A 24701-nucleotide genomic window follows, 5' to 3' on the forward strand; every position below is an offset into this window, starting at 1 on the left:
CCATGCCCCGTTTCGCCCTGTTGATCGAATATGACGGCAGCCCCTTTGCCGGCTGGCAGGCCCAGGCCGACCGGCCCAGCGTGCAGGGCGCCATCGAGGCGGCGCTCGGCCGGCTCGATCCCGGTTTCACGGCCGGGGCGCGGATCGCCGCGGCGGGGCGCACCGATGCCGGGGTCCATGCCACCGGCCAGGTCGCGCATGCCGACCTGCAGCGCGACTGGGATCCCTTCCGGCTGTCCGAGGCGCTGAACTGGCACCTGAAGCCCGCCCCCGTCGCCGTGCTGGCCGCGGCGCGGGTGGCGGACGACTTTCACGCCCGCTTCTCGGCGCATGAGCGGCGCTACCTGTTCCGGCTGGTCGCGCGCCGCGCGCCGCTGACCCATGACCGCGGCCGCGCCTGGCAGGTGCAGCACCCCCTGGACCTGGCCGCCATGCGCGCGGGCGCGGCGCATCTGCTGGGCCGGCACGACTTCACCACCTTCCGCTCGACCATGTGCCAGGCGCAGAGCCCGGTGAAGACGCTGGACGAGCTGACCATCCAGGAAACCCCGATCCCGCAGGGCCGCGAATACCGCTTTACCCTGCGGGCGCGGTCCTTCCTGCACAACCAGGTGCGCTCGATCGTCGGCACGCTGGAGCGGGTCGGCGCCGGCGCCTGGCCGCCCGGACGCGTGGCCGAGGCGCTGGCCGCCCGCGACCGCGCCGCCTGCGGGCCGGTCTGCCCGCCGCAGGGGCTTTACCTGACCGGGGTCGGCTATGGCACCCCGCCCTTCCCCGAGGCGCTGAACCAAGCCGGCGCCTTCATTTAGGAAACCATGCGATTGCGCCGGCGCTGTCGGGGAATGCCTTTGACGAGGCGACGGTTTCCTCGCAGCGGGGCGCGATGCGGCGGAAGGGTTTGATCCGGTTTAAGAAAACATGCCACCGTGCGGCGCTTCTTACGGAGACTCCGGCCGGGGGGGTGCCTTCCAGCCCGGCTGCGGTGGCGCGCAGATCGCCAAAAATGAACCGGCGCAGGAATCCCTGCCGCATCCGGCAAATCCCTGCCGCATCCGGCATCGGCGATGGCTTGGCAGGGGCCGGCCAGGCCGCAGAGCAATCCCTTGGCCTGCGGGCTACCGGCGCCATGGCTAGGCGTCACTGGGAACCTTGCCGGGCAGGGTGCATCCACCGCGGCATGAACTCTCGTGGTCAGCCCGCCGCGGCACCATCTGCGAGATCGCATCGGCATGGACCCTTGAGATCGGGGCATCGATCGACGGAGATCGGCTCTCAACTCCTTGAAAAGACAACCCCACACCCTGGCGCGAGGCCCGCGGCGGAATCGGGGCAAGCACCCCTCCAGCGCCCCGGCTCCGGCGGCAGGTCGCGACACGCGACGCGCCAGCCGCAGAACCGCGTCGATGCGGGAGCCGGTTGTCGGTCCCGCTGCCGCCCCGATCACCCGCCTTGCCCGGCAGAGGTGGTCCAATTCGCCCCCATTGCCCATCGATCAGGGCTCGCCTGCTCAAGATCGCCCCGGTTCTCGATCCTGAAACAGAGTTCGGGCAAGGTGGGCATCCCCAGATGCAGATGCCCTCTAGCCGGCCGGACCCAGCCTGTCCCAAAGCATGTCCAGCCCCGATCGCATGTCCGTGGCGGCGACGAAGCCCAGCCGGTCGCGCGCGGCCTGCGGACAGCCGCAAGAGGCGCGGATGTCGCCGGGGCGCGCCGGCGCGTGTTCGATGGCGCTGGCCCCCCGCCCCGCGACCCCGTCGATCTGGCGCACCAGATCCAGCAGCGTGGTTTCGACCCCGGTGCAGAGGTTGAAGACCTGGGCGCCCGGCGCCCTCCCGGCCAGGTCGCGGGCGCAAAGCAGGCCCTCCACCACATCGGCGACATAGATGAAATCCCGGCTCTGCTGCCCGTCGCCAAAGATCACATGCGGCCGGTCCGCCAGCCGGTTGGCGCAGAATCGCGAAATCACCCCGGCATAGGGCGAGGCCGCGTCCTGGCGCGGGCCATAGACGTTGAAGAACCGCAGCCCGACCGAAGAAAGGCCGTTCACCGCCGCCATGGCGCCGGCCTGATGCTCGGCGGCCAGCTTGTCGGCGGCATAGGGCGAAATCGGCAGGGGCAGGTCACTTTCGCGGCAGGTGGCGCCGGCGCGGTTGCCATAGACCGCCGCGGACGAGGCATGGACCACGGGAATATTGCCGGCCCGGTGCGCGGCGTGCAGCACGGCCATGGTGCCGCCCAGGTTGACGCGATGCGCGGCCATCCAGTCGGTGATGCAAAGCTGCACCGAAACCCGCGCGGCAAGGTGAAAGATGCAGTCCACCCCGGCCAGCAGCCTGCCGACCAGATCGGCATCGCAGACGTCGCCCCGGACCAGCCGCACCTCCGCGGGCAGATTGTCCATCCTGCCGCTGGAGAGATCGTCCAGGACGACGACCTCCTCTCCGCCGGCCAGCAGCCGGTCGACGAGGTGGCTGCCGATGAACCCTGCCCCTCCGGTGACGAGAGCCTTACGCTGCAAGCATTTCCCTTTCCGTTTCCGCGCCGGTGGCGTCAGAATCCTGTAGGCCTAGGATGGATATACCGCCATAACGCCCGGCGGGGGCGGGGGATCCGCGCGCATCGGAAAAATCGCCGGGGCCTTACTTGCGGCCGCGGCGGCGAGGCCGCTCGTCCTTGTAAAGCACGATCAGCACGGTGCGCCAGATGATCCAAAGGTCCAGCGCCAGCGTCCGGTTCTTCTGGTAGATCAGGTCGATCTTGAGCTTGGTCGGCAGGCAGCGCCGGGCATAGGCGGCCTCGGTTGCCTCGGCGCTCTTGCAGCGGCGCAGGATGCGGTCCTCGTGCCGGTGATAGATCAGCGTCGCCAGCCCGGTGACGCCGGGCCGGCTTTTCAGCACCTGGCCATAGACCGCGGGATAGCGTTCGACATATTCGCGGATGGTCGGGCGCGGGCCGACAAAGCTCATGTCGCCCTTGAGGATGTTGAACAGCTGCGGCAATTCGTCGATGCGGGTGCGGCGCATGAAATGGCCGAGCGGCGTGATGCGCCAGGCCTTGTGCGCGCCGGTGACGCCGAAATCGTCCTGCTGGCACAGCATGGTGCGGAACTTGAGATGGGTGAAGGTCCGCCCCGGCGCCGCCATCCGCGGCGCCGCATAAAAGATCGGCCGCCCCTGCAAGACCAGCAGGATCAGGGCAAAGACCGCCATGACGATGGACAGCGGCACCAGGGCCACCAGCGCCAGGGTGATGTCGAAGACCCGCTTCGACAGGGGCATGGTGGCCATGGCGGGCGCATGCGCCTGGTCCTTGAACCACGACATCTCGGCTTGGGCCACTGTGGCGAGCCGTGCGATATCGGCTTTTTCCCAGTCCTGGTGAATCGTCACAATTCCGTCCCGCGTTTTGGCGCTGTGGCTACTTCTCCCGCCTACCATAGCACTCGTTAATTTTGAATGAGCGCAAGGGCGAAAACTGTGCCGGACTTGCGCAAGCGTGTCCTTTCGGCCAGTCTTTGCTCATTCCAAGGCAACCGGGGCGGGATTCATGCGGAAATTTCTGGTGGTTCTGGACGATTCCCGCGAATGCCTGAACGCCATCCGCTATGCCGCCCTGCGCGCGGCAAAGACCGGAGGCGGGGTGCAGGTGCTGGCGGTCATCCCCACCACGGCCATCCAGCACGGCATGGGCGTCGCCGACGTGATGCGCGCCGAAGCCTATGAGCGGATCGAGGCGCATTACGAGGTCTTCGCCAAATGGATGCGCGACCGCCCCGGCATCGAGCCCGAGCTGGTGGTGCGCGAGGGCGAGCCGGGCGCCGAGCTTCTGGCCCAGATCCACGACGACCCCGAGATCGGCGTGGTGGTGCTGGCCGCCTCGACCGAAAGCGCGGGGCCGGGGCCGCTGGTCACGCGGCTGATGCGCGAGGTGGCGAACCTGCCCTGCCCCGTCACCATCGTGCCCGGCGACATCTCGCGCGAGCGGCTGGAACAGATCACCTGAGCCGCCCGCTGCGGCGGATGGTCGCGGCACCTGGCGAATGCCGCCGCCGCCCCCCGGCCGCGGCTCTGGGTCATGCGCCGATGGTTTGCGCCGCATTTTCAAGGCCGCCCGTCGGGGATGGGGGCGGCCTCCGACTTGACTTGTCCGCCCTTCGATCCCCATATCCGCCTCAAAGGAGCCCCGCGCCATGTTCATCCAGACCGAAACCACCCCGAACCCCGCGACGCTGAAATTCCTGCCGGGCGAAACCGTCCTGGGCAGCGGCACCGCCGATTTCCCCGCAGCCGAAGCCGCGGCCACCAGCCCGCTGGCGCGCCGCATCTTTGCCGTGCCGGGCGTGACCGGGGTCTTCCTCGGCTCGGATTTCGTGACCGTGACCAAGGCCGACGACGCGGTCTGGGACCACCTGAAGCCCTCGGTCCTGGGCGCGATCATGGAGCATTACCAGTCCGGCGCCCCGGCCATCGAGGGCGCATCCGCCGGCGGCCATAACGACCAGGACGGACCGGATGCGGAAATCGTCAGCCAGATCAAGGAGCTGCTGGATACCCGCGTGCGCCCGGCCGTGGCGCAGGACGGCGGCGATATCACCTTCCACGGCTTCGACCGCGGCGTGGTCTACCTGCACATGCAAGGCGCCTGCGCCGGCTGCCCCTCGTCCACGCTGACGCTGAAGATGGGGATCGAGAACCTGCTGCGCCACTACATCCCGGAAGTGACCGAGGTCCGTCCCGTTGGCTGAGCCGCTCTCGCTGGGCTTCGACACATCGGCCGCGCATTGCGCGGCCGCTTTGCTGCAAGGCGACCGCCTGCTGGTCCAGCGCCATGAGGACATGGCCCGCGGCCAGGCCGAGCGGCTGTTTCCGCTGCTTGGCCAGGTGCTGGCCGAGGCGGGCGTCGGCTGGCGCGACCTTTCCGTCATCGGCTGCGGCATCGGGCCGGGCAATTTCACCGGCATCCGCATATCGGTGGCGGCGGCGCGCGGGCTGGCGCTGTCGCTGGGCATCCCCGCCGTCGGCGTCAGCGTGACCGAGGCGGCCGCGCATGGCCTGCCCCGCCCCTGCCGCGTCGCCGTGCCCTCGCGCATGGGCGAGGTGATCTGGCAGGATTTCGGCACCGGCGCCGCCACCCGGCCGCAACAGGCCCCCGCGCATGAATTGCCGCCCGGCCCCGCGCCGCTGTCCGCGGCCATGCCGCTGGCCGAAGCCATCGCCCGCATCGCCGCCGCACGGCGCGACCAGCCGGACCTGCCGCGCCCGGCGCCGATCTATCTGCGCCCGGCCGATGCCGCGCCGGCGCGCGACCGCGGCCCGCTGATCCTGTCATGACGCCCGAGGATCTGGCAGCGCTGCATGGCCGCTGCTTTGCCGCGCATCCGCGGCCCTGGACGGCGGCCGAGTTCCAGGCGCTGCTGGCCGGCCCGCCGAATTTCCTGCTGACCCGGCCGCAGGGCTTCCTGCTGGGCCGTGCCATCGCCGACGAGGCCGAGCTGCTGACGCTGGCCATCGCCCCCGAGGCGCGCCGCCGCGGGCTGGCCTCGGCGCTGCTGGCCGAATTCGCCGCGACGTCACAGGCGCGGGGCGCGCGCGAAGCCTTCCTGGAAGTCGCCGCGGACAACGCGGCCGCCATCGCGCTTTATGCCGGCGCAGGCTGGGAAACCCTTGGAAAGCGGCGGAATTATTACGCCCCCGGACTGGATGCGGTGCTGATGCGGCAGGCGCTCTGACCCCAGACAAGATTGTTGACGGATTCCGGCCCATGCGCCCTAATCCGACAATCCTGGGCCGACTCGCCCGCAAACCGTCCTGAGGTCCGACATGTCCCTGATGAAATCCCTGCTCGCCGGCGCCTGCCTGACCCTGCTGCCCGTCGCGGCCCTGGCCGATCCGGCGCTGATCTTCGACCTCGGCGGCAAGTTCGACAAATCCTTCAACGAGGCCGCCTATAACGGCGCCGAGCGCTGGAAGGCCGAGACCGGCGGCACCTACAAGGAACTGGAGATGCAGTCCGAGGCGCAGCGCGAACAGGCCCTGCGCCGGCTGGCCCAATCCGGGGCCAATCCCATCGTGATGACCGGCTTTGCCTTTGGCGAGGTGCTGGCCAAGATCGCGCCGGACTATCCCGACACGAAATTCGTCATCATCGACATGGTGGTCGAGCAGCCCAACGTGCAATCCGTGGTCTTTACCGAAGAGCAGGGCTCGTATCTGGCCGGCGTGGCGGCGGCGCTGGCGTCGAAATCGGGCACGGTCGGCTTCATCGGCGGCATGGACATCCCGCTGATCCACAAGTTCGAATGCGGCTATGCCCAGGGCTTCAAGGCCACCCGGCCGGACGGCACGCTGATCATCAACTATACCGGCACCACGCCGGCGGCCTGGAACGACCCGGTGAAGGGCAGCGAGTTGCTGAAGGCGCAGGTCTCGCAAGGCGCGGACGTGGTCTATGCCGCGGCGGGCGGCACCGGCATCGGCGTGCTGCAGGCGGCGGCGGATGCCGGCGTGCTGTCGATCGGCGTGGACAGCAACCAGAACCACCTGCATCCGGGCAAGGTGCTGACCTCGATGGTCAAGGGCGTGGACAATTCCGTCTACGAGGCCTTCAAGGCCGGGACCGAGGTCGAGCCGGGCGTGAGGGTCATGGACCTGGCCTCGGGCGGGGTGTCGCTGGCCATGGACGAGAACAACAAGCCGCTGATCTCGGACGAGATCGCCGGCGCCATCGATACCGCCGCCAAGGCCATCGAGGCGGGCGAGATCACGGTTCACGACTACATGGCCGACAACACCTGCCCGGTGCAGTGAATGACGGCCACGCCCGCCCCGGCGATCGAATTGCGTGGGATCTCCAAGGCTTTCGGGCCGGTGCAGGCCAACAGGGACATCGACCTGGTGGTGCCGCGCGGCACCATCCACGGCATCATCGGCGAGAACGGCGCCGGCAAGTCGACGCTGATGTCGATCCTCTACGGCTTCTATCGCCCGGATGCGGGGGAGATCCTGGTCGGCGGCAAGCCCGTCGCCATCGCCGACAGCCAGGCCGCGATCCGCGCCGGCATCGGCATGGTGTTCCAGCATTTCAAGCTGGTGCAGAACTTCACCGTGCTGGAAAACGTGGTCCTGGGTGCCGAGGACGGCCGCCTGCTGCGCCCCTCGCTGTCGCGGGCGCGCGGCGAGCTGAAGCGGCTGGCAGCCGAATACGGGTTGCAGGTCGATCCCGACGCGCTGGTCGAGGAGCTGTCGGTCGGCCACCAGCAGCGGGTCGAGATCCTGAAGGCGCTGTATCGCCGGGCCGACATCCTGATCCTGGACGAGCCGACGGGCGTGCTGACCCCCGCCGAGGCCGACCACCTGTTTCGCATCCTGCGCGGGCTCAAGGACGAGGGCAAGACCATCATCCTGATCACCCACAAGCTGCGCGAGATCATGGAGATCACCGACAATGTCTCGGTCATGCGGCGGGGCGAGATGGTGGCCTCGGTCAGGACCGCCGAGACCGGCCCGGCCGAGCTGGCCGAGCTGATGGTGGGCCGCAAGGTGCTGCTGCGGGTGGACAAGCCCCCCGCCCGGCCCGGCGCCCCGGTCCTGGAAGTGCGGGGCCTGCGCATGGTCGATGCCGAGGGCGTCGAGCGGCTGCGCGGCATCGACCTGGAGATCCGCGCCGGCGAGATCCTGGGCATCGCCGGCGTCGCCGGCAACGGCCAGACGCAGCTGCTGGAGATCCTGGGCGGCTTTCCCGAGGCGGGGGCACGGCTGCAGGGCGAGATCCGGCTTGGCGGCCGGCCCCTGCCGCTGCAGGGTCCGGGGGCCGACGGCCGCGCCCGCCGCCGCGCCGGCATCGGCCATGTCCCCGAGGACCGGCAGGCCGAGGGGCTGATCATGGATTTCACCGCCTGGGAAAACATCGCCTTCGGCTATCACCATGCGCCGGAGTTCCAGCGCGGCCCGTTGATGGACAATGCCGCCATCCGCGCCGATGCGATGGGCAAGATCCAGCGTTTCGACATCCGCCCGCCGAACCCGGACCTTGCGGCAAAAAGCTTCTCGGGCGGCAACCAGCAGAAGATCGTGGTGGCGCGCGAGGTCGAGCGCAACCCCGAGCTGCTGCTGATCGGCCAACCGACGCGCGGGGTGGACATCGGCGCCATCGAATTCATCCACAAGCGCATCGTCGCCTTGCGCGACGCCGGCCGCGCGGTGCTGCTGGTCTCGGTCGAACTGGACGAGATCATGGCGCTGTCCGACCGCATCCTGGTGATGTTCGACGGCCACATCATGGGCGAGCGGCTGCCCGCCGAGGCGACGACCGGCGACCTGGGCTGCCTGATGGCCGGGGTGGAACCGGCGCGCGCCGATGCCGGCGGCGGTGCGGGATGAGGCGTCGCATGCCTCCGGCGGGGGTATTTGGAAAACGGAGAAAGCCGGGAGAGGCGGGCTGATGGAGCGAATGCCGAAATGGGCGGATGTGATCCTGACGCCGCTGATCTCGCTGGTGCTGGCCTTTGCCATCTCGGCGCTGGTGATCCTGGCCATCGGCGAAAGCCCGGCCGAGGCGCTGAAGGTGATGGTGCAGGGCGCGCTGGGGTCCAGCTATGGCTGGGGCTTCACCCTGTATTACACGACGAATTTCGTCTTTACCGGCCTGGCGGTGATGGTTGCCTATCATGCGGGGCTGTTCAACATCGGCGGCGAGGGGCAGGCCGCCATGGGGGGCTTGGGCGTGGCGCTGGTGGTGCTGGCGCTGCCCTGGCCGCATTGGGCCCTGGCGCTGCCGGCGGCGGCCATGGGGGCAGCGCTGTTCGGCGCGCTTTGGGCGCTGGTCCCGGCCTGGTTGCAGGCCCGGCGCGGCAGCCATATCGTCATCACCACCATCATGTTCAACTTCATCGCCGCCGCGGCCCTGAACTATATGCTGGTGAACGTGCTGCGGCCGGTGGGCAGCATGGATCCGGCCTCGGCCCGTTTCCCCGAGGCGGCGCATCTGCCGAAACTTTCCGAGATGGCGCTGGGGCTGGGCGTCGAATGGGGCCGCAACACACCCGCCAACGTCACCTTCTTTCTGGCCATCGCCGCCTGCCTGCTGGTCTGGCTGCTGATCTGGCGCACGCGGCTGGGCTATGAGATCCGCGCCTTCGGCAAGTCCGAGCCCGCCGCGCTTTACGCCGGCATCTCGCCCGTGCGCATCACCGTGCTGGCCATGCTGGTCTCGGGCGCGCTGGCCGGGCTGATGGCGGTGAACAACGTCATGGGCGAGGCCGAGCGGCTGGTGCTGAACGCGGTCGAGGGCGCCGGCTTCATCGGCATCGCCGTGGCGCTGATGGGGCGCAACCATCCCCTTGGCGTGCTGCTGGCGGCGCTGCTCTTCGGTTTCCTCTACCAGGGCGGGGGCGAGCTGGCGCTGTGGACCTCGATCCCGCGCGAGCTGATCGTGGTCATCCAGGCGCTGGTGATCCTGTTCACCGGGGCGCTCGACAACATGGTGCGCATGCCGCTGGAGCGGCTGTTCGCGGCGCTGCGCCGGAAGGGGGCGTGATGGATTTCGCGACGCTGATCCAGATCCTCGATTCGGCGGTGCGGCTGATGACGCCCCTGCTGCTGGCCTGCCTGGCCGGGCTTTATTCGGAACGCGCAGGGGTCTTCGACATCGGGCTCGAGGGCAAGATGCTGATGGCGGCCTTCGCCTCGGCCTCGGTCGCCTATGCCACCGGCAGCGCCTGGCTGGGGCTGCTGGCGGGCATCGCCGGCGCGGCAGCCATGGCCGGGCTGCACGGGGTGGCCTCGATCGGCTTTCGCGGCAACCAGCTGATCTCGGGCGTGGCGATCAACTTCCTCGCCTCGGGGCTGACGGTGCTGCTGGGACAGAAGATCTTCGGGCTGGGCGGGCGCACGCCCTCGCTTTCCGGCGCGGCGCGCTTCGGCGAGATCACCCTGCCCTTCGCCGACAGCCTGCGCCCGGTGCCGGTGATCGGTCCGATCTATGCCGAGCTGGTCTCGGGCCACACCGTCCTGGTCTATGTCGCCTTCGCCATGGTGCCGCTGACCTGGTGGGTGCTTTACCGCACCCGCTTCGGCTTGCGGCTGCGCGCCGTGGGCGAGAACCCGGCCTCGGTCGATACCGCCGGCGTCTCGGTCGTCCGGCTGCGCTTTGCCGCGGTGATGATCTGCGGGGTGCTTTGCGGCATCGCCGGGGCCTATCTCGCCACCGGCATCTCGGCCGGTTTCGTCAAGGAAATGACCGCCGGGCGCGGCTTCATCGCGCTGGCGGCGCTGATCTTTGCCAAGTGGCGGCCCTGGGGGGCGCTGGGGGCGACCTTCCTCTTCGGCCTGCTCGAGGCGGTGGCGAACCGTTTTCCGAACCTGGATCTGGGTTTCGTCACCGTGCCTTCGATGTTCATGAACGCCCTGCCCTATATCCTGACCGTCGTCATCCTGGCCGGTTTCGTCGGCCGCGCCATACCGCCGCGTGCGGGAGGAGAGCCCTATGTCAAGGAACGCTGAACTCGCCCGCCTGATCCGCGACCGCGCCGGCGCGGCGCCACCGGAATACGGGCTGGTCCTCGGCTCCGGCCTCGGGCATCTGGCGGCAGCGGTCGAGGGCGTGGCCATTCCCTATTCCGACCTGCCGGGCTTTCCCCATGCCGGGGTGTCGGGCCATGTGCCGCAACTGGTCGTCGGAGCGCTGGAGGGCCGGCGCGTCGCGGTCCTCGGCGGGCGGGCGCATTACTACGAATCCGGCCGCGCCGATGTCATGCGCCCCGCGCTCGAGGTGCTCAAGGCGCTCGGCACAGAACGGTTGATCCTGACCAATGCGGCCGGCAGCCTGCGCGCCGCGATGCCGCCGGGCTCGCTGATGCTGCTGTCGGACCACATCGCCTTCGCCGGCACCAACCCGCTGATCGGCGAGCCTTCCGAGGCGCGCTTCGTGCCGATGACCGAAGCCCATGACCCAGGCATCCGCGCCGGGCTGAAAGCCGCCGCCGAGGCCGAGGGGATCGCGCTGCCCGAGGGGGTCTATTGCTGGTTCTCGGGGCCTTCGTTCGAAACCCCGGCCGAAATCCGCGCCGCCCGCATCCTGGGCGCCGATGCGGTCGGCATGTCCACCGTGCCCGAGGTGATCCTGGCGCGCTTCCTCGGCCTGCGCTGCGCCGCCGTCTCGGTCATCACCAATATGGGCGCAGGGCTCTCGGACGAATCGATCAGCCATGAACACACCAAGGCCATGGCCCCCCTGGGCGCGGCCAAGCTGGAACGCATCCTGCGCCGCTTTCTCGCCCAGGGCACCTGACCCCGGCTTCTTTCGTGTTCAAATATCCCCGCCGGAGGCCGCCGGCCGCGCCACCGGCGCCGGCGTGGCAGGGTCAAGCCCGGCCAGCGCCGGCTCGACCGCCGAAGCGGCGGCTTCCAGGTCTTCCAGCCCGTCCAGCGCCACCACCGGCCCGCGCCCGTCGTCATGACGCGCGCGGTGCTTTTCATAGCGCGGGTCGTAGTGGTCGCGCATCAGCCCCTCGGCCAATCCACCCCAGTCGGCCACGTCGATCATGCGCAGCCAGCCCTCGATCCGGTCGGCCGGGTGCAGCGGGCGCAACAGGCCCACGATCCGTGCCACCGCCTCGGGGTCGGCGCAGGTCTCGGCATAGGCGCGGGCGGTATAGGCGGCGCGGGCCTCGACCGGCACGGCCAGGCGGATGCGCGGCGCCGCGGTGATCGCCTGCCAGATGCCGCGCGGCAGGTTCAGATCGCCGATGCGCGAGCTTTCGGCCTCGACCAGCAGCGGCCGGGCGGGGTCCAGCGCCTCCAGCGCCATGGCAAGGCGGCTTTCGAAGCGCTTCTGCGACGGCTGGCCGCCCGGCATGGCGCCGAACAGGCTGCCGCGGTGGTTCGCCAGCCCCTCCAGGTCGACGACCTGATGGCCGCGCGCGGCAAGGCGCGCCAGGATCTCGGTCTTGGCGCTGCCGGTATTGCCGTCCAGCACCAGCACCGGCGCGGCGACGGGCGCGGCCACGCGCGCCACCACCAGCGCCCGCCAGGCCTTGTAGCCGCCCTCGAGCCGCCCGACGCGCCAGCCGATCTGCGACAGGATGCCGGCAAAGGCGCCCGAGCGCTGGCCGCCGCGCCAGCAATAGACCAGCGGCCGCCAGCCGCCGCCCAGCCCCGCCAGCGGCCCGGCGATATGGCGCGCGGCATTGGCGGCGACCATGGCGCCGCCCAGCTTGCGGGCGTCGAAGGGCGAGACCTGCTTGTAGATCGTGCCGACCTGCGCGCGCTCTTCGTCGGACAGCACCGGCAGGTTGATCGCGCCCGGCAGGTGATCCTCGGCATATTCCGAGGGAGAGCGCGTATCGATGACGGTATCGAACCCGGACAGCGCCGGGTCCGACAGCGATGTCAGGCGGATGTCCACCTAGTAGACGTAGACGGGGGTTCCGATCGGCACCTGCTCGAACAGGTCCATCACCGCCTCGTTGCGCATGCGGATGCAACCGTTCGAGACGGCGCGGCCGATCGAATTGGGCTCGGTCGTGCCGTGGATGCGGATCGAGGTGTCGTTGCCCTTGGCGTCGTAAAGATACAGCGCCCGCGCGCCCAGCGGGTTGCCGGGGCCGCCCGGCATGCCGTCGGCCCAGCGGGCATATTGGCCGGGATTGCGCTTGATCATCGCCGGCGTCGGCGTCCAGCTGGGCCATTCGGTCTTGCGCCCGACGGTGGCGCGGCCCTTCCAGACCAGCTCGGCCTTGCCGACGGCGACGCCATAGCGCACCGCCCGGCCCGGCGCGACGACGTGGTAGAGGAAGAAGTCCTTCGAGACGACGACGATGCTGCCGACCTCGAAATCGTTGCGGATCGAGACCTCGGTCGGGGCATAGGGGTCGCGCTTGGGCTCGGCCTGGGTGGTCAGCGCCGCCGGCTGCGCCTGTCCCTGTGCGAAAACCAGCGAAGGCGCGGCCACCAGCGGCAAGGCGGCCATCAGCATCTGTCTGCGGTTCATCTGTCCGTCCTGAATCCTTGCGTTTCTTGACCATGCGCCTAACCGCTTGGGCGTCCGGGATCAACTCAAAGCGCCGTGACGCGGTTGAAACGCGCGGCAAACGTGCCTAGCTTGCATCGGGAAAGGACCGCCCCGCCATGACCTGCGCGACCTGTGCCTCCATCCGCCGCCCGCCGCGCCGCGCGCCCACGCGCGCCCCGCATCTGTGCCGGGGCCGGGGCGGTCGCGGTTGCCGCTGCCATGTCGCGGCCCGTCCGCGCCTGGCCCGCCCCGTGCTGGCGGGCGACGGCCACCCGCTGCGCTGGCGCCCCACGCCGGGCGAGGGGCCGCCCCGGCAGCCCGGCCTGAACCACGTGCCGCAACATCCGCAGGCCCCGCCCCATCCTGTCTGAATCGCGTCTTTTCCGCCATTCTGACAGGACAAAACGATGAAACATCACCCAAACGATGCCGAGCTGACCGTCTCGGGCATGAGCTGCGCCTCTTGCGTGACCCGCGTCGAAAAGGCGCTGGCCGCCGTGCCGGGGGTCGAGGAGCCGCGGGTCAACCTGGCCACCGGCCGGGCGCATTTCCGCCTGGCCGCGCCCGAGGCCCTGCCCCGCGCCGTCGAGGCGCTGGCAAGCGCCGGCTACCCGGCCGAGCCGCTTGAAACCCGCCTGGCGATCGAGGGCATGAGCTGCGCCTCTTGCGTGGGCCGGGTCGAAAAGGCGCTGGCCGCGCTGCCCGGCGTGGATTCGGCGCAGGTGAACCTGGCCACCGCCAGCGCCACCATCCGCCATTCCCCCGCCGTCGCGCCGCAGGCGCTGGCCGACACCGTGACCGCCAAGGGCTATCCGGCGCAGGTGCAGGCCGAGGCCGGCCATCACATGCACGACCATGGCGGCGACGCGGCGGCGCTGAAGCGCAACTTCCTGATCGCCCTTGCGCTGACCCTGCCGGTCTTTGTCGCCGAGATGGGCGGCCATGCCTTCCCGGCCTTCCACCATTGGCTGCACATGGCGCTTGGCCAGCGCACGCTGTGGGTGCTGGAGTTCCTGCTGACCACGGCGGTCCTGGCCGGGCCGGGGCGGATGTTCTTCCGCATCGGCTTTCCGGCGCTGATGCGCCGCACGCCCGAGATGAACAGCCTGGTCGCGCTTGGCGCCTCGGCGGCCTGGCTCTATTCGACGGTGGCGACCTTTGCGCCGGGCGTGCTGCCGCCGGATTCGGTCCATGTCTATTTCGAGGCCGCCGCCGTCATCGTGACGCTGATCCTGCTGGGCCGCTGGCTCGAGGCGCGCGCCAAGGGCCAGGCCGGCGACGCCATCCGCCGGCTGATCGAACTTGCGCCCGACAGCGCCCATGTGGAACGCGGCGGCCAGATCGTGGAAGTCCCGGTGGCCGAGCTGCGCCCCGGCGACATCGTGCATCTGCGCCCCGGCGAGCGGGTGGCGGTGGACGGCGTGCTGACCGAGGGCAGCGGCGCGGTGGACGAATCCATGCTGACGGGCGAGCCGGTGCCCGTCGCCAAGCAGCCCGGCGATCCCGTGACCGGCGGCACGGTGAACGGCAATGCGGCGCTGGCCTATCGCGTGACCGCGACGGGCGGCGACACGGTGCTCGCCCGCATCATCCGCATGGTCGAGGACGCGCAGGCCACCAAGCTGCCGGTGCAGGCACTGGTCGACCGCATCACCGCGGTCTTCGTGCCGCTGGTGATGGGGCTGGCGCTGCTGACCTTCGTGCTGTGGATGATCTTCACCGGCGCGCTGGGACAGGCACTAGTTGCGGCGATCTCGGTCCTGATCATCGCCTGCCCCTGCGCCATGGGGTTGGCGGTGCCGGTCTCGATCATGGTCGGCACCGGGCGCGGGGCCGAGCTGGGCGTGCTGTTCCGGCGCGGCGATGCGCTGCAAAGGCTGGCCGAGGCGCGCATCGTCGGCTTCGACAAGACCGGCACGCTGACCCAGGGCGCGCCCGCCCTGACCGCCATCGAGGCCGAGGACATCGCCCCCCTGGACGCCCTGCGCCTTGCCGCCGCGGCCGAGTCGCGTTCCGAGCATCCGCTGGCCGCCGCCATCGTCGGCGCCGCGCGGGACAAGGGGCTGGACCTGCCCCCGGCCGAGGCGGTCGCGGCCAATGCCGGGCGCGGGCTTTCGGCGCGGGTCGAGGGGCGCGCGCTGCTGATCGGCAATGCCGCCGCGCTGGCCGAGGCGGGCATTCCCGCCGCCCCCGCCCTGATCGCCGCGGCCGAGGGCTGGGCGGCGAACGGCGCGACCCCGGTGCATCTGGCCGTGGGCGGCCGGCACGCCGCCGCCATGGCACTGGCCGATCCGATCCGCCCCGAGGCGGCCCAGACCGTGGCCGAGCTGCACGCGCTCGGCCTGCAAACCGAGATGATCTCGGGCGACGTGCAGGCCACGGCCGAGGCGGTGGGCCGCAAGCTGGGCATCGACCGCGTGACCGCGGGCGTGCTGCCCGAAGGCAAGCTGGCCGCCATCCGCGAGATGGGGCCGGGCACGGTCTTTGTCGGCGACGGCATCAACGACGCCCCGGCGCTGGCCGCGGCCGAAACCGGCATCGCCATCGGCACCGGCACCGACGTCGCCATCGAATCGGCCGAGGTGGTGCTGGTCGGCGGCGATCCGATGGGCGTGGCGCGGGCCATCCGCCTGTCACGCAGCGTCATGCGCAATATCCGGCAGAATCTGTTCTGGGCCTTCGGTTACAATGTGGCCCTGATTCCCGTGGCCATGGGGGCGCTGGTGCCCTTTGGCGGGCCGCAGATGTCACCCATGCTGGGGGCCGGGGCGATGGCGCTGTCCTCGGTCTTCGTGGTCAGTAACGCGTTGCGATTGAGGCGTGCCGCATGAAGCTGAAAGCCCTTGTCCTGATCCTGGCCCTTGCGGCCGCACCGATGGCGACGGCGACGCCGCTGCGCATCCTGGCCTTCGGCGACAGTCTGACCGAGGGCTACGGCCTGCCGCGCAAGCACGGGCTGGTGCCGCAATTGCAGGACTGGCTAAGGGCGCGCGGCCATGACGTGCTGGTGCTGAACGGCGGGCTTTCGGGCGACACCACCGCCGGCGGGCGGGTGCGGATCGGCTATTCGCTGGCCCGCCACAAGCCCGACGCGGTGATCGTCGAGCTGGGCGGCAACGACCTGCTGATGGGCTTTTCCCCCGCCATGGTCGAGGACAACCTGGATTCGATCCTGGGCCAGGCCGGCAAGACCGGCCGGCCGCTGCTGCTGGTCGGCATCGCCTCGCCCGACCATGACGAGCCGCTCAGCCGCGACTGGGCCGGGATCTGGCCACGCATGGCCGCGCAGCACGACGCGCTGCTGATGGAGAACCTGTATCAGCCGCTTTTCGACCTGCCGGACGAAGGCTACAGGACCATGCTGCAAGCCGACGGGCTGCATGCCTCGGCCGAAGGCGTCGGGCTGATCGTGCAATCGCTGGGCCCCAAGGTCGAGGCGCTGATCGAAAAGGCCGAAGGCCGGCGCTAATGCCCCGCAGCGGGTCCGGGCATGCGCCCGTTATCCACCGGCAGGCGGGTTTCGACCCTGCCGCAGGGGCCGAAATCCAGCGTCAGCGCCAGTTGGTCGCCATCCGCAAGCGGTTGCTTCAACCCCATCAGCATCACATGGTCGCCGCCTCGCGCCAGTTCGTGCCACTCGCCGGCGGGAATGCGGATCGGATCCGCCTTGACCATCCGCATCACGCCGCCCTCGTCGCGATGGGTATGCAATTCGACGCGCTCGGCCGCGTCCGAGGCGACCGAGGAAAGCGTGCAGGCCTCGGTGCCGCGATTCTCGATCACCATGAAGGCGGCGCCGGAACGGGGATTGGCGGCGCGGGCATAGCCGTCACGGACGACCAGCGCCGCATCCTGGGCCGGCGCGGCAAGGGGGATCAGGGCCAGGCAAAGGGCGGGCAGCAGCGGTTTCATCTCGTCTCCTTGCGCATGGGGCAAAGCCTGGCGCCGGATGCGCCCCGCCGCAACCCGATTCCGCCCGCCATGGAAAAGGCCCGCCGAACGGGGCGGGCCTTGATGCGGCGTCTTGCCGGGGGTCAGAGGCGCGAGGCCACGTTTTCCCAGTTCACCAGCTTGTCGAGGAAGTTTTCCAGGTATTTCGGCCGCGCGTTGCGGAAGTCGATGTAATAGCTGTGTTCCCACACGTCACAGCCCAGCAGCGCGGTCTGGCCGAAGCAGAGCGGGTTCACCCCGTTCTCGGTCTTCGTGACCTTGAGGCTGCCGTCCTTGTCCTTGACCAGCCAGGCCCAGCCCGAGCCGAACTGGCCGACGCCGGCCTCGGCGAATTTCTTCTTGAACTCGTCCACCGAACCGAAGGCTTCGGTCAGGGCCTTTTCCAGCTCGCCCGGAATGGCGCCGGGGTTCGGGCCCATCATTTCCCAGAACTGGGCATGGTTCCAATGCTGGCTGGCGTTGTTGAAGATGCCGTTCTGCGCCACGGCCCCCGACTGGTAGGTGCCCTTGACGATGTCCTCGAGGCTCTTGCCTTCCCATTCGGTGCCGGCGATCAGCTCGTTCAGCTTGTCGACATAGGCCTTGTGGTGCTTGTCGTGGTGGTATTCCAGCGTCTCCTTGGACATGCCGCCAGCGGCCAGCGCGTCGTGAGCATAGGGAAGATCGGGAAGCGTGAAGGCCATTTTCGATTTCCTTTCCAACGGTTTCGGATTGTGTTCTGGCACAGGAGCCAGTCGGGGAAAAGCCCTGTCGGCCGCTAAACGCCTTCAAGGCGGCGCGGGTTCCTGCCCTATCCCCCGCCGGGCGAGCCGCAGGCCCCGGTCCCGGTCATGACATTGTCATAGCCAAGCGCCGTCGCCGTCACCCGCGCGCTGCCATCGGCCTTTTGCACCGTCAGCCGGTAGTCCAGGCGCTCGGTCCGCTGCCCCGAGGCATTGCGCACCCCGGCCAGCGCCCAGCCATAGGTGCGGCTGGTGCGGTCGTCGGCGGTGATCCTGGCCTCGATCGGCTGGCCGAGGATGCGTTGCAGGATCGGGTCGAAAACCTCGATCCGGCCCTGGCGCGGGCCGGAGGTCTGGCGGGTCATCATGATGAACTCGGGCACCCAGCCGGTGCCGCTGTGGTCGATGATCTGGCACATCATCACCACCGGCGGCTCTTGCCCCCAGTCCTGCGCCATGGCGGCGGGAACCGGCAAAATCAGGCCGGCCAGAAGAATGGGCAGAGGCAGGGCGGGACGCATGGAATCAACCGGGTGGCTTTCACCCCCATCCATACGCCGCCCTGCCGCGGCCACAAGTCCTAGCGCGGGCTAAGCTGCGTGCCCGGCGCCGCCGCGCCGGTCAGGATGCCGCGCAGATAGTCCGTGACCGAGCGGAAGCCGATCAGCACATAGCCGCCCGGCTCGCGCCAGATGCCGCAGGCGACCTGGGCCGCGCGGGTGCGGCGCAGCCCGTCCTCGGGCATGGCCGCCAGGTCGGTCGGGCACAGCTTCATCAGCACGTCCAGCGCGCGGGCGCCCTGGATGCGGAACACCGCGCGCATGTCGCTGACATCCAGCGCCAGCGCATGCTCGGTCGCAAGCGCGTCCTGCAACGCGGCCAGCGCCTCGGCCGTCTCGGCCCGCGGCAGGATCAGCAGCAGCTCGTCCGGCGACATCCAGCCAAGCGAACGGCTGCCGTCGGTGGTGATGCGGCCCTGTTCGGGCAGCGCGACCCCTGCCGCCCCGGCGATGGCATCGCCCGCCCGCGCCAGGTCGGCGCGGATCTGGATCATGCCCCAGTCCTGCACCTGAGAGATCTTCGCCAGTGCCTCAGCCATTCGCCCGGCTCCCTTCCTTGTCATAGAAGACCGGATCGACGATCCGCGCCTTGTAGCTTTCCTGACCCGCGACGGGGAATTCCAGCACCTCGCCCATGCGGTCCGGCCCCTGCCGCACCAGGCCCATGGCGATGGGCCGGTCGAGCGTCGGCGACATGTAGGTCGAGGTCACGCGGCCCTGCACCTTGCGCTGGCCATTGGCGTTCACGCCCTGGTCGACCGCATAGACCCCGTCGGGCAGCACCCGCCCGTCCAGGCTTTCCAGGCCCACCAGCTTCCAGCGGCCGGGATCGGTCATGAAGCTGCGCTCTTGCGCGCGCTTGCCGATATAGTCGGTCTTTTTCTTGCTGATCGCCCAGGACATGCCCAGATCCTGCGGGATCACCGTGCCGTCGGTTTCGTCGCCGATCATGATGAAGCCCTTTTCGGCGCGCATGACGTGCATGGCCTCGGTGCCGTAGGGGGTGATGTTCAGGTCGCGCCCGGCCTCATGCAGCTTTTCCCAAAGCTCCAGGCCCCGGTTCGCGGGCACCGCCACCTCGAAGGAAAGCTCGCCCGAGAAGCTGATGCGATAGACCCGCGCCGGGATGCCGGCGATCTCGCCCTCGATCCAGCCCATGAAGGGCAGCGCCTCGGGCGACAGGTCGATCTGGCCGCCCAGCCGCTCCAGCAGCACGCGGGCCTTGGGGCCGACCACCGCGACCTGCGCCCATTGCTCGGTGACGTTGGCGGTCCAGACCTTCCAGTCCCACCATTCGCATTGCAGCCAGTCCTCGAAATGGCCGTGCATGCGGTCGGCGCCGCCGGTGGTGGTATGGACCAGCCAGGTGTCCTCGCTGAGCCGCGCGGCCACGCCGTCGTCGATGAGGAAGCCGTTCTCGTTGCAGATCAGGCCATAGCGGCACTTGCCGACCGGCAGGGTGGACATCATGCCGGTATACATCATGTCGAGGAACTTGCCCGCATCCGGGCCCTTGACGATGATCTTGCCCAGGGTCGAGGCGTCGAGCGTGCCGACCGAGGCGCGCACCGCGCGGATCTCGCGCGCCACCGCGTCGCCATGGCTTTCGCCGCCCTTGGGGTAGCAATAGGGGCGGCGCCAATGGCCCACCGGCTCGAAGAAGGCGCCCTGCGCCTCGTGCCAGCCATGCATCGGCGTCTTGCGCAAGGGCTGGAAGATCTCGCCCCGCGCCTCGCCTGCGATGGTGCCCAGCGTCAGCGGCGTATAGGGCGGGCGGAAGGTCGTCGTGCCCGTGGCCGGGATCGGCTGGTTCAGCGCATTGGACAGCACGGCGAGGCCGTTGATGTTGCTGACCTTGCCCTGGTCGGTCGCCATGCCCAGCGTGGTGTAGCGCTTGGTATGCTCGACGCTGTGATAGCCTTCCTGCGCGGCCAGTTCGACATCCGAGACCTTCACGTCGTTCTGGAAGTCGAGCCACATCTTGAACTTCATCTTGCGCGTGGCGTGGGCCGGCATGACCCAGACCGGCATGGTCGCCGCCTCGGCCTGCGCCCCGGTCAACTCCGAGACCAGCAGGTCGCCCGCCGCCGCACCCACGCAACTGGCCATCGCCTTGCCGTCGGCCCCGGTCGGGGGGCGGTTCGGATCGGGCGCGAACATCGACTGCGCGTCGGACCAGTTCAGCTTGCCGCCGCAATGGCTCCACAGGTGGACCACCGGCGACCAGCCGCCGGACATGGCGACGCAATCGGCATCCACGGTCTCGGTCACCTGGCCCGAACCGGAATGGGCGCAGATCTTGACCGCCTCGACCGCCTGGCCGCCCTTGATGCCGGCAACGGCGCAGCCGGTCAGGACGCGCACGCCGCGGGCGCGGACAGCCGCGGGCAGCGCGCCCTCGGCCGTGCTGCGCGCGTCGATCACCACGGCGACTTCCAGCCCCGCATCCAGCGCCACCAGCGCGGTGCGATAGGCATCGTCGTTATTGGTGACGACGACGATCCGGCGGCCCGGCGCCACACCGTAATTGTCGATGTAATCCCGCACGGCCGAGGCCAGGATCACGCCCGGCACGTCGTTGCCGGCAAAGCTCAGCGGCCGCTCCAGCGCGCCGGTGGCGACGATCACATGGCCCGCGCGGAGGCGCCACAGGCGCTGGCGCGGAATGCCGGCGTTCGGGTCGTGGTCGGCCAGCGATTCCCGCACCAGCAGATAGCCGTGGTCGTAAAGCCCGGTCGCCTGGGTCGAGCGGCGCAGGGTGACATTGGCCATCCCCCGCAGCTCGGCCAGCAGCGCATCGACGCGGGCCTGGCCCTCGGCATGGTCGGTGGGGGTGCGGCCGCCGAAATGCGGCGTCTGCTCGACCAGCCAGACCGATTTGCCCTCGCGGCCCGCGTCGCGGGCGGCGGTCAGCCCGGCGATGCCGCCGCCGACGACCACCACGTCCACATGGGCATAGGCCTGTTCGTACTTGTCCGGGTCGGCCTCGGTCGGCGCCTTGCCCAGGCCGGCCGAGCGGCGGATGATCGGCTCGAACACATGCTTCCAGAACGGGCGCGGATGCATGAAGGTCTTGTAATAGAAGCCCGCCGGGAAAAAGCGATACATCCAGTTGTTGATCGCGCCGATGTCGGCGTTCAGGCTGGGCCAGCAGTTCTGGCTGGTGGTGGCCATGCCGCCGACCAGCGGCGTGGTGGTGGCGCGCTGGTTCGGCTCGAACCGGCCGCCCTGGCCAAGGCCCAGCAGCGCGTTCGGCTCTTCCGCGCCCGAGGCGATCGGGCCGCGCGGGCGGTGATACTTGAAGCTGCGGCCCATCATCAGCTGGCCGTTCGCCAGCAGGGCCGAGGCCAGCGTGTCGCCCGCGACCCCGCGCATCTGGCGGCCGTCGAAGCGGAAGGGCAGTTGATAGGCGCGGTCGATCAGGCGGCCGCCGCGCGGCAGGCGGAAGGGTCCGGTCTGGGTCATGCGTTCAGGCTTTCGGCGGGGGTTTCGGCGGTGGCGGGCGTCCAGTCGGGCTGCCAATCCGGGCGGACGGCCTGGACTGCGGCGACGATCTCGGGCGTGGGATGCGGGGTCTGGGCGCTGTAGGTGCCAAAGACCTGCAGCGTGGCGGTGTCACGCGCCGCCATGAACCACTTGCCGCAGCCATAGGCATGGCGCCAGCGTTCGAAATGCACGCCCTTGGGGTTCTTGCGGGCGAACAGATAGGCCTCGAACTCGGCATCGGACGAGCCGGGGCCGAAGCGCTTCAGATGCGCCTCGCCGCCGGGCTGCAGCTCGGTTTCCTCGGCCGCGACGCCGCAATAGGGACAGGTCAGGGTCAGCATGGATCACTCCTTGGGCGGCAGGACGCGCAGGCGGGCCGGCGCCCAGGGGGTCGGCCGGGCGCGCATGGCGGCAATGGAAAGCGAAAGATCGGTGGAGGGCGCGCAGCCGGCAATGCCCGGCGCGGCGGCGCGGGCTTTGCGGCTTGCAGAGAGGGGGCGCGGGTGCGCCGCGCTTGGGCGCAGCAGGTCATCGCCGGGGCAGCCCGCGCGGCCGCCGAACACGGCATGGCCAGAAGCCGAGGGGCAAATCGCCCCCCGGCCCTGGAGAGAGAGGGCGCCCGAAGGCGCCGAAAGGGGCGCCTTAGTTGGCCGGAGCCGGGGTGGCAGGCTCGGCCGGGGCGGGAGCAGCGGGATCGGCCGGAGCAGCATCGGCCGGCGGCTCGACCGAGACGGCGCCGTCATCGACCGGTGCGGGTTCGGACGAGACGGCCGGCGCGGTCGGCGGCTCGGTCGCGGTTGGCTCGGTGCCTGAAGACACGAACCAGTAAATGACGACCAGCACGACGACGACGACGCCGACGATGAGCCAGAGGTTGCTCTTGTTCTGTTCGGCCATGAAGAAAACTCCTTGGTCATGGTGACGTAATCCAACAATTCACCAGACGAGGAACAGTTTCCCAACCCTTGCGAAAAATTTTCCGCCGCAACCGGCACTTGGGCAAAAATCGGCCCAAAAACCGCATGCGCCGGCAGGATCATGCCCGCGCTGCGCATCAATGCGCCACCCCCGCGGCGACGCTTTCGTCGATGAAGCGGCCCTGGACGAAGCGGTTCAGCCCGAAATCGGCGGCCAGCGGGCCGGGCTGGCCCTTGGCCACCAGTTCCGCCATGGCCCAGCCCGAGCCGGGGATGGCCTTGAAGCCGCCGGTGCCCCAGCCGCAGTTGACGAAGATGTTGCCGACCGGCGTGGCCGACAGGATGGGCGAGCGGTCGCCGGTCATGTCGACGATCCCGCCCCATTGCCGCAGCATCTTGAGCCGCGACAGCATCGGGAAGGTCTCGATCAGCGCGCGCACGGTTTCCTCGACATGGTGCCAGGAGCCGCGCTGGGTGTAGTTGTTGAAGCCGTCGGTGCCGCCGCCGATCACCATCTCGCCCTTGTCGGATTGCGACAGGTAGCCGTGGACGGTGTTGGCCATGATGACCAGGTCGCAGCAGGGCTTGATCGGCTCGCTCACCAGCGCCTGCAGCGCCAGCGATTCGATGGGCAGGCGGAAGCCCGCCATCTCGGCCAGGACCGAGCTGTGGCCGGCGGCGATCAGCGCCAGCTTGTCGCATTCGATCCGGCCCTTGCCGGTGTTCACCGCCCTGACCTGGCCGTTTTCGGTCTCGATGCCGGTCACTTCGCAGTTCTGGATGATATGCATGCCCATGGCCGAGCAGGCGCGGGCATAGCCCCAGGCCACGGCGTCGTGGCGGGCGGTGCCGCCGCGTTCCTGGTAAAGCCCGCCCAGGACCGGATAGCGCGGCCCCTCGATATTGATGATCGGCAGCATGTCCTTGATGCGCTTGGGGCTGACCCATTCGGTCGCCACGCCCTGCAGCTGGTTGGCATAGACGGTGCGCTTGTAGCCGCGCACCTCATGCTCGGTCTGCGCCAGCATCAGAAGGCCGCGCGGGCTGAACATGATGTTGTAGTTCAGATCCTGCGACAGGTTTTCATAAAGCTTCAGCGCCTTGTCATAGATCGCCGCCGACGGGTCTTGCAGGTAGTTCGACCGGATGATGGTGGTGTTGCGGCCGGTGTTGCCGCCGCCCAGCCAGCCCTTTTCGATCACCGCGACGTCGGTGATGCCGAAATTCTTGCCCAGGTAATAGGCGGTGGCCAGGCCGTGGCCGCCGGCGCCGACGATGACGACCTGGTATTTCTTCCTGGGCTCGGGGCTGGCCCAGGCGCGTTTCCAGCCGGTATGCAGCCGCATCGCCTCTTTCGCGATGGCAAAGACCGAATAGCGGCCGGTGCTGGAACTTGCAGATGCGGGCATGGGGGAACCTCTTGCGACTCGATCCATGCAGAGTGAAGCGAGGGCGGTTTTCGGGCAAGCCGCGTTGCGACGGGGCGATTGTCGAATTGCGTCAGGGGTCGGCGCAGATGTCCCGCGGTCCAGTTCGCGATTTGTCGCAGGGCTTTGACTTTCTCGGCCAGCGGAAAACCGCTATCACCGGACCAGCCAAAGAGAGGAAGCCGATGTTCTGGATCATCTGCGCCGCGCTGGCGGGGGTGGTGGCCGTGGCCATCGCCGCGCCGCTTCTGCGCCGGCAGGGCGAGGCGGCCGAGCCCGCCGCCGCCTATGACCTGCGAATCTATCGCGACCAGCTGCGCGAGGTCGAGCGCGATCTGGAGCGCGGCGTGATCGACGCGGCGGATGCCGAGCGGCTGCGGGTCGAGATCGGGCGCAAGGTGCTGGCCGCCGACCGCGCGCTGGAACGCGCCGGCACCACCCGGCGCAGCGCCGGCGGCTGGGCGGCGCTGGCGCTGCTGGCCGTGCTGCTGGGCGGGGCCTTTCTGACCTACCAGCGCCTGGGCCAGCCCGACCGGCCCGACGCCCCCATCGCGCAGCGCATCGCCCAGGCGCAGGAGCTTTACGACACCCGCCCCAGCCAGGCCGAGGCCGAGGCGCAGGCCCCCCGCC

At 69.5% G+C, this 24701-nt stretch carries 27 protein-coding genes; 14 read left to right on the forward strand and 13 right to left on the reverse strand.

What is annotated here, in order from left to right:
- The first annotated feature begins 2 nt into the window (after nucleotides 1-2).
- Nucleotides 3-809: a tRNA pseudouridine(38-40) synthase TruA gene (gene truA / locus IT40_RS02840; RefSeq protein ID WP_036750310.1), complete on the forward strand. Its 807-nt coding sequence runs from the start codon at nucleotides 3-5 to the stop codon at nucleotides 807-809.
- Here the strand turns inward: truA and IT40_RS28265 are convergent.
- From IT40_RS28265 to IT40_RS02850, 3 genes are all read right to left on the reverse strand, one after another.
- Nucleotides 802-1032, reverse strand: coding sequence for a hypothetical protein (locus tag IT40_RS28265; protein WP_139293896.1), 231 nt, complete (start codon nucleotides 1030-1032; stop codon nucleotides 802-804). The genes truA and IT40_RS28265 overlap by 8 nt on opposite strands.
- A 547-nt stretch (nucleotides 1033-1579) precedes the next feature.
- A complete protein-coding gene (locus tag IT40_RS02845; RefSeq protein ID WP_036750311.1) occupies nucleotides 1580-2518 on the reverse strand; it encodes an NAD-dependent epimerase/dehydratase family protein in 939 nt (312 codons plus the stop codon).
- 121 nt (nucleotides 2519-2639) lie between these two features.
- The gene (locus tag IT40_RS02850; RefSeq protein ID WP_083538983.1) at nucleotides 2640-3389 is read right to left on the reverse strand and encodes a sugar transferase; all 750 of its coding nucleotides are present in this window, start codon (nucleotides 3387-3389) and stop codon (nucleotides 2640-2642) included.
- 157 nt (nucleotides 3390-3546) lie between these two features.
- Between IT40_RS02850 and IT40_RS02855 the strand changes: the two genes are divergently transcribed.
- From IT40_RS02855 to IT40_RS02895, 9 genes are all read left to right on the forward strand, one after another.
- A complete protein-coding gene (locus tag IT40_RS02855) occupies nucleotides 3547-4002 on the forward strand; it encodes a universal stress protein (protein ID WP_036750313.1) in 456 nt (151 codons plus the stop codon).
- Nucleotides 4003-4189: 187 nt separating this feature from the next.
- Nucleotides 4190-4744: a NifU family protein gene (locus IT40_RS02860; RefSeq protein WP_036750316.1), complete on the forward strand. Its 555-nt coding sequence runs from the start codon at nucleotides 4190-4192 to the stop codon at nucleotides 4742-4744.
- The gene (tsaB, locus tag IT40_RS02865) at nucleotides 4737-5330 is read left to right on the forward strand and encodes a tRNA (adenosine(37)-N6)-threonylcarbamoyltransferase complex dimerization subunit type 1 TsaB (protein ID WP_036750319.1); all 594 of its coding nucleotides are present in this window, start codon (nucleotides 4737-4739) and stop codon (nucleotides 5328-5330) included. The genes IT40_RS02860 and tsaB overlap by 8 nt, the downstream gene beginning before the upstream one ends.
- Complete coding sequence (locus tag IT40_RS02870) at nucleotides 5327-5728, forward strand: GNAT family N-acetyltransferase (RefSeq protein ID WP_036750322.1); 402 nt, start codon at nucleotides 5327-5329, stop codon at nucleotides 5726-5728. The genes tsaB and IT40_RS02870 overlap by 4 nt, the downstream gene beginning before the upstream one ends.
- Before the next feature lie 91 nt (nucleotides 5729-5819).
- A complete protein-coding gene (locus IT40_RS02875) occupies nucleotides 5820-6806 on the forward strand; it encodes a BMP family lipoprotein (protein ID WP_036750325.1) in 987 nt (328 codons plus the stop codon).
- A complete protein-coding gene (locus IT40_RS02880; RefSeq protein ID WP_036750328.1) occupies nucleotides 6807-8378 on the forward strand; it encodes an ABC transporter ATP-binding protein in 1572 nt (523 codons plus the stop codon).
- A gap of 61 nt (nucleotides 8379-8439) precedes the next feature.
- Nucleotides 8440-9534: an ABC transporter permease gene (locus IT40_RS02885; protein ID WP_036750330.1), complete on the forward strand. Its 1095-nt coding sequence runs from the start codon at nucleotides 8440-8442 to the stop codon at nucleotides 9532-9534.
- Entirely contained in the window at nucleotides 9534-10499 is a 966-nt protein-coding gene (locus IT40_RS02890) for an ABC transporter permease (protein WP_036750333.1), read from the forward strand. Before IT40_RS02885 ends, IT40_RS02890 begins: the two co-directional genes overlap by 1 nt.
- Complete coding sequence (locus tag IT40_RS02895) at nucleotides 10483-11286, forward strand: purine-nucleoside phosphorylase (RefSeq protein WP_036750335.1); 804 nt, start codon at nucleotides 10483-10485, stop codon at nucleotides 11284-11286. The genes IT40_RS02890 and IT40_RS02895 overlap by 17 nt, the downstream gene beginning before the upstream one ends.
- An 18-nt stretch (nucleotides 11287-11304) precedes the next feature.
- Here the strand turns inward: IT40_RS02895 and mnmH are convergent, their stop codons facing one another.
- Entirely contained in the window at nucleotides 11305-12402 is a 1098-nt protein-coding gene (mnmH, locus tag IT40_RS02900) for a tRNA 2-selenouridine(34) synthase MnmH (RefSeq protein WP_052095690.1), read from the reverse strand.
- Entirely contained in the window at nucleotides 12403-12987 is a 585-nt protein-coding gene (locus IT40_RS02905; RefSeq protein ID WP_072461056.1) for a L,D-transpeptidase, read from the reverse strand. It lies immediately after the preceding gene.
- Between the two features lie 137 nt (nucleotides 12988-13124).
- Here IT40_RS02905 and IT40_RS28270 point away from each other — a divergent pair, with 137 nt between their 5' ends.
- From IT40_RS28270 to IT40_RS02920, 3 genes are read left to right on the forward strand one after another with little or no spacing between them, the layout of a single operon-like run.
- Nucleotides 13125-13379 (forward strand): hypothetical protein, encoded by a 255-nt coding sequence (locus tag IT40_RS28270; RefSeq protein ID WP_036750338.1) that lies wholly within the window; start codon nucleotides 13125-13127, stop codon nucleotides 13377-13379.
- A 36-nt stretch (nucleotides 13380-13415) separates the two neighbouring features.
- Nucleotides 13416-15839, forward strand: coding sequence for a heavy metal translocating P-type ATPase (locus tag IT40_RS02915; protein WP_036750341.1), 2424 nt, complete (start codon nucleotides 13416-13418; stop codon nucleotides 15837-15839).
- Nucleotides 15836-16477: an arylesterase gene (locus IT40_RS02920; RefSeq protein ID WP_052095691.1), complete on the forward strand. Its 642-nt coding sequence runs from the start codon at nucleotides 15836-15838 to the stop codon at nucleotides 16475-16477. Before IT40_RS02915 ends, IT40_RS02920 begins: the two co-directional genes overlap by 4 nt.
- On the opposite strand, the gene IT40_RS02925 is transcribed toward IT40_RS02920, so the two are convergent.
- From IT40_RS02925 to IT40_RS02965, 8 genes are all read right to left on the reverse strand, one after another.
- Nucleotides 16474-16920 (reverse strand): copper chaperone PCu(A)C, encoded by a 447-nt coding sequence (locus IT40_RS02925; protein WP_036750348.1) that lies wholly within the window; start codon nucleotides 16918-16920, stop codon nucleotides 16474-16476. The two genes, IT40_RS02920 and IT40_RS02925, sit on opposite strands and share 4 nt — an antisense overlap.
- A 122-nt stretch (nucleotides 16921-17042) precedes the next feature.
- On the reverse strand, nucleotides 17043-17642 hold the full coding sequence (locus IT40_RS02930; RefSeq protein WP_036750350.1) for a superoxide dismutase: 600 nt from the start codon (nucleotides 17640-17642) through the stop codon (nucleotides 17043-17045).
- Nucleotides 17643-17749: 107 nt separating this feature from the next.
- The gene (locus IT40_RS02935; protein ID WP_036750353.1) at nucleotides 17750-18202 is read right to left on the reverse strand and encodes a hypothetical protein; all 453 of its coding nucleotides are present in this window, start codon (nucleotides 18200-18202) and stop codon (nucleotides 17750-17752) included.
- 59 nt (nucleotides 18203-18261) lie between these two features.
- On the reverse strand, nucleotides 18262-18780 hold the full coding sequence (locus IT40_RS02940) for a sarcosine oxidase subunit gamma (protein WP_036750356.1): 519 nt from the start codon (nucleotides 18778-18780) through the stop codon (nucleotides 18262-18264).
- A complete protein-coding gene (locus tag IT40_RS02945; protein ID WP_036750359.1) occupies nucleotides 18773-21706 on the reverse strand; it encodes a sarcosine oxidase subunit alpha family protein in 2934 nt (977 codons plus the stop codon). The genes IT40_RS02940 and IT40_RS02945 overlap by 8 nt, the downstream gene beginning before the upstream one ends.
- Complete coding sequence (locus IT40_RS02950; RefSeq protein WP_036750362.1) at nucleotides 21703-22068, reverse strand: sarcosine oxidase subunit delta; 366 nt, start codon at nucleotides 22066-22068, stop codon at nucleotides 21703-21705. The genes IT40_RS02945 and IT40_RS02950 overlap by 4 nt, the downstream gene beginning before the upstream one ends.
- Before the next feature lie 301 nt (nucleotides 22069-22369).
- A complete protein-coding gene (locus tag IT40_RS02960; RefSeq protein WP_036750368.1) occupies nucleotides 22370-22624 on the reverse strand; it encodes a hypothetical protein in 255 nt (84 codons plus the stop codon).
- Between the two features lie 157 nt (nucleotides 22625-22781).
- Nucleotides 22782-24053, reverse strand: coding sequence for a sarcosine oxidase subunit beta family protein (locus IT40_RS02965; protein WP_036750370.1), 1272 nt, complete (start codon nucleotides 24051-24053; stop codon nucleotides 22782-22784).
- A 203-nt stretch (nucleotides 24054-24256) separates the two neighbouring features.
- On the opposite strand from IT40_RS02965, the gene ccmI reads away from it, so the two are divergent.
- On the forward strand, nucleotides 24257-24701 hold a 445-nt coding region (gene ccmI, locus IT40_RS02970), incomplete at its 3' end, for a c-type cytochrome biogenesis protein CcmI (RefSeq protein WP_036750372.1).

The organism is Paracoccus versutus, from assembly GCF_000763885.1.
In the GTDB taxonomy this organism is placed as follows: Bacteria; Pseudomonadota; Alphaproteobacteria; order Rhodobacterales; family Rhodobacteraceae; genus Paracoccus; species Paracoccus versutus.